This is a genomic window from Parvibaculum sp. (assembly GCF_035511255.1).
Taxonomy (GTDB): domain Bacteria; phylum Pseudomonadota; class Alphaproteobacteria; order Parvibaculales; family Parvibaculaceae; genus Parvibaculum.
Genome location: NZ_DATKFR010000507.1, coordinates 1 through 3,295, shown reverse-complemented (window position 1 = coordinate 3,295; position 3,295 = coordinate 1). Strand labels below are relative to the sequence as shown.

At 63.8% G+C, this 3,295-nt stretch carries 4 protein-coding genes; 1 reads left to right on the top strand and 3 read right to left on the bottom strand.

Translation table 11 applies throughout. The features are described from left to right. Nucleotides 1-63 precede the first annotated feature (63 nt). Both VMR03_RS18810 and VMR03_RS18805 read right to left on the bottom strand, forming a co-directional pair. Nucleotides 64-489 (bottom strand): DUF5330 domain-containing protein, encoded by a 426-nt coding sequence (locus VMR03_RS18810; protein ID WP_325407989.1) that lies wholly within the window; start codon nucleotides 487-489, stop codon nucleotides 64-66. A gap of 336 nt (nucleotides 490-825) precedes the next feature. Next, nucleotides 826-1,926: a hypothetical protein gene (locus tag VMR03_RS18805; RefSeq protein ID WP_325407987.1), complete on the bottom strand. Its 1,101-nt coding sequence runs from the start codon at nucleotides 1,924-1,926 to the stop codon at nucleotides 826-828. 236 nt (nucleotides 1,927-2,162) lie between these two features. Between VMR03_RS18805 and VMR03_RS18800 the strand changes: the two genes are divergently transcribed. Further along, complete coding sequence (locus VMR03_RS18800; RefSeq protein WP_325407985.1) at nucleotides 2,163-2,504, top strand: DUF1491 family protein; 342 nt, start codon at nucleotides 2,163-2,165, stop codon at nucleotides 2,502-2,504. Between the two features lie 125 nt (nucleotides 2,505-2,629). Here the strand turns inward: VMR03_RS18800 and VMR03_RS18795 are convergent, their stop codons facing one another. Continuing rightward, complete coding sequence (locus VMR03_RS18795) at nucleotides 2,630-3,010, bottom strand: endonuclease domain-containing protein (protein ID WP_325407982.1); 381 nt, start codon at nucleotides 3,008-3,010, stop codon at nucleotides 2,630-2,632. Nucleotides 3,011-3,295: the final 285 nt, after the last annotated feature.

Below are 3,295 nucleotides of genomic sequence, written 5' to 3'. Positions count from 1 at the left end.
GGGGGACCGGGCGGCGTTGGAGAGGCCAGAAAGCTCAGGATGGGGGCTTCCGGCGGGCAGACATCAGGCGCCTGCGAGGCGTGCCTGATGAAGGGGGCGGGGGGCAGGCGGCGCGTTCACAGCGGCGGCGGGCGCGCCTTGCGACGCGGCCTCTTCCCGGGCCTTGTCGGTCAGCCAGAGAAAGAGCTTGCTGCCGTAGAAAGCGGTCTGGCTGGCGACATGGGCGACGACCGCATGGCCGCGTTCGCAGACATCGGCATTGCGACCGCAAAAACCCATGACGTCTTGGGCGGAGCGGGCGGCGAGGCTCAGCATTTCGCCGGCGTCGATGTCGGGCTGCTTTGCCATGGCGCCCGTTTGGCCTTCGACATAGGTGGCATCGCTTACGCCACCGGCACCGGCGGCGCCCGGCGAACCCTGGTAACCCGCGGCCGGCAGCAGAAAGGCCAGCACGGTGAGCCAGAAGGCGGCTCTGAGAATGAACGACATGGCACGGTCTCCTTTTCGCGTCTCGTTTGCGAAGCTAGCCGCGATCTGCTGCGAGCGCGTTAAATCGATACATAAAATGCAAGAATAGTTGGCTTAGTTCCCAAGTTATCTTCGACTTGGTTTAAATAGAGACGATTTTATACTTCGGCATTTATTTTAATTAATGTCGAATTTCGTGTAATTGAATCGAAAATTGAATGCAGATTTAATTCAAAAATGGCGCTGACTTGTTTCAAATTGTCGACATTGCGGAACGCTGCGACTTCTCAAACGCAGGAGAATGAAAAAGGCCCCGCGCAAGCGCGGGGCCTCGTGCCGGTGTGAATGGATGTGCGTTCAGTGAGCGGCGGGCGTCATGGTGGCCGAGGCCGGCAGCACCGCGGCCCAGCAGGCACGCACTTCCTCGACGCCGTGTGTACCCGTGCACCAGGCTTCTTCCGACGGGAAATGCGCCGCCGCGATGCACTGGTTGAGGTTGAGGCGCGCCCAGTTGAGACAAGCCGACGTTTCATCCCGTTCGGCGGCTTTGGCGGGCGAGACGGGTGCCGCCATGACCTGGCGGGCGCCGAGGGCCAGAATCTTCGTCATGACGGCCGGCGAGTAAGCCTGGGCTTCGCTTATGGGCGAAAGGGTCGAGGCAAGCGAGGCGAGGCGCGAGGTCATGGAAGGCGCGGGCGCCTCGGCTTCCTTCACCGGTGTCAGCGGTTCGATCATGCCCCATTTCTGGCGCTGGAAAGTCTGCGCAGTGTCGAGGAAACGCTTGCGCAGGCCGAGCATGCGCTCGTTTTCCGCGGTGACGGAGGCCATGACGTCGGTGGCGGCGGCGTCGGCGCCGGCGATGCGCAGCACGAAGGCCGGATCGTCGAGCGAGGCGAGCACCTTGTCCTGGCCGTCGCGCCGCACCTCGTCGCGGACACCTTGGGCGAAAAGCTTGTTCTGCGCGGCCGTCATCGCGCGCACCGCGTACCAGCCGGCGGCCATCGTCTCAGGCTCGGCGAAGCGAAGATCCTTCAGTACACGGCGAACTTCCTTCGGCGTGTTGAGGCGGCTCTTCTCGGCTACATTAAGGGCGTCGCCATATTTCAGATAGACGCCGGCAAGCTGGCGGATCGGCACCCCGAACGAGCCGAGACCGGCACGCGGATCGACGGACGCGACCTTGAATTCGCGATGCCGCGGCGACATCAGCGGAATGGGAATGCCGGCGCTGGCGATGCTTTCGTCGGCGAGGCTCGCGGCCGCAAGCGTATCGGCGGGCTTGGCCGCAGGCACGGGCGCGGTTTGCGCCGACGACGATTTCATGTTGTCGAGCTCCGCGGTGTCGCCCTGGATGACGGTGCATCCGGCAAGCAGCGCGGCGAACAGAACCGAGCCCGCACCCGCCGCCACGCCATGCTTCATGCGCATGAACGCAATCCGGCTTTTCACACTCAACATGCCATTCCCCTTTGAAAACGAATCCGTCTGCCTTGTTCTGCGCCGCCGCCGGGACTTCGGATTTTTCTACCGATATGTCCTGTCCGGTTTCGGCGCGCCGCCCGACGTGTTAACGGATCGATAGCAAGTCTAATGCCCGTCTCGTACTTCGGCAAACGGGAAAGGTCGTTAAGATGTCGGCGCTTGTCGCCGAAACGTAATGCTTCGCATGTGCGGGCAGGTGCGAGGGGATGGATATGGAAAAAGCGCCACGATTGAAGGCCGAAATCTGGGTGAAGGCGCTGATCCGGCGCTGCGAAGTCGCGGGCGCGCAAGCCATGGTCGTGCGGCGCGGCGACGCGAGCGCAGGGGTCGTCCTCGTCAAGGTAAACCGGCTCGACCGTACCGCTTCGGTGTATTCGCCGGCGCGGGCAGGCGACGGGTCGCTGATCTGGGTGGCGGGCACCGGCCCTGCGCCCGTGCCCGAACCCGACGCCGACGCCTATATCGAACGGCAGCGCAAGTTCGATCCGGACATTTGGGTCGTCGAGATCGAGGACCGGCAGGGGCGGCATTTCCTACAGGAGCCGGTGGGATAGAGGCCGAGTTTGGCGCGGACCCCACCCGTCCGGTCCTCTGGCGAGGACCGGCCACCCTCCCCTGAAGGGGAGGGAGAGAAAGGCAGACGTCTTATCCCTCCCCTTCAGGGGAGGGTCGGTTCGCGTCAGCGAACCGGGGTGGGGTCCGCCTTCTCCCGCCGCATCTGCAGATAGCCTTCGCATGCCAGAAGAATGCTCTCCAGCACACCCTCGATATTGCGATCGACCTCTCCGTTTGGAAAGCGCAGCACCCGATATCCCTCGGCGGCGACGGCTCGGTCTCTGACCGCGTCATGCATCGCCCGACCGGGCACTCCATGCTGATGGCCATCGAGCTCGATGGCGAGCCGCGCCGGCCTGCACGCGAAATCGAGGTAGTAGCCGGCAAGCGGCATTTGACGCCGAAAATGCAGACCGATGACACGCAAGCCGCGCAACCTGACCCAGAGCTTCACCTCCTGCGGCGTCATGTTCTGCCGCAGGTGCCGTGCGCGCGCAATCGACATCCGTTTTCTATCTTTTGCCCGAACCCCACCCCGTCGCGCTTCGCGCGCCGACCCTCCCCTGAAGGGGAGGGATGAATCTCACCGTCCTTTTACGGAGAGTCCAGCCTCTCTTCTCCCTCCCCGTTCCGGGCAGGGTGGACGGTGCTCGGTAGAGGACCGGACGGGTCACGGCCGCATGAACATGAAGTCTTCGTCCGGGTCGAGATGGTCGGCGGCTTCGAGGAGTTCGGCGCGGATGTCTTCGGGCGAGCGGGTTTCGCGCCAGACGCGGAGGACGGCTTCGAA

Excerpts from the sequence above, each read along its gene's own strand:
- VMR03_RS18810 (WP_325407989.1), bottom strand. The coding sequence starts at position 489 with ATGTCGTTCATTCTCAGAGCCGCCTTCTGGCTCACCGTGCTGGCCTTT.
- VMR03_RS18805 (WP_325407987.1), bottom strand. The coding sequence starts at position 1,926 with ATGTTGAGTGTGAAAAGCCGGATTGCGTTCATGCGCATGAAGCATGGC.
- VMR03_RS18800 (WP_325407985.1), top strand. The coding sequence starts at position 2,163 with ATGGAAAAAGCGCCACGATTGAAGGCCGAAATCTGGGTGAAGGCGCTG.
- VMR03_RS18795 (WP_325407982.1), bottom strand. The coding sequence starts at position 3,010 with ATGTCGATTGCGCGCGCACGGCACCTGCGGCAGAACATGACGCCGCAG.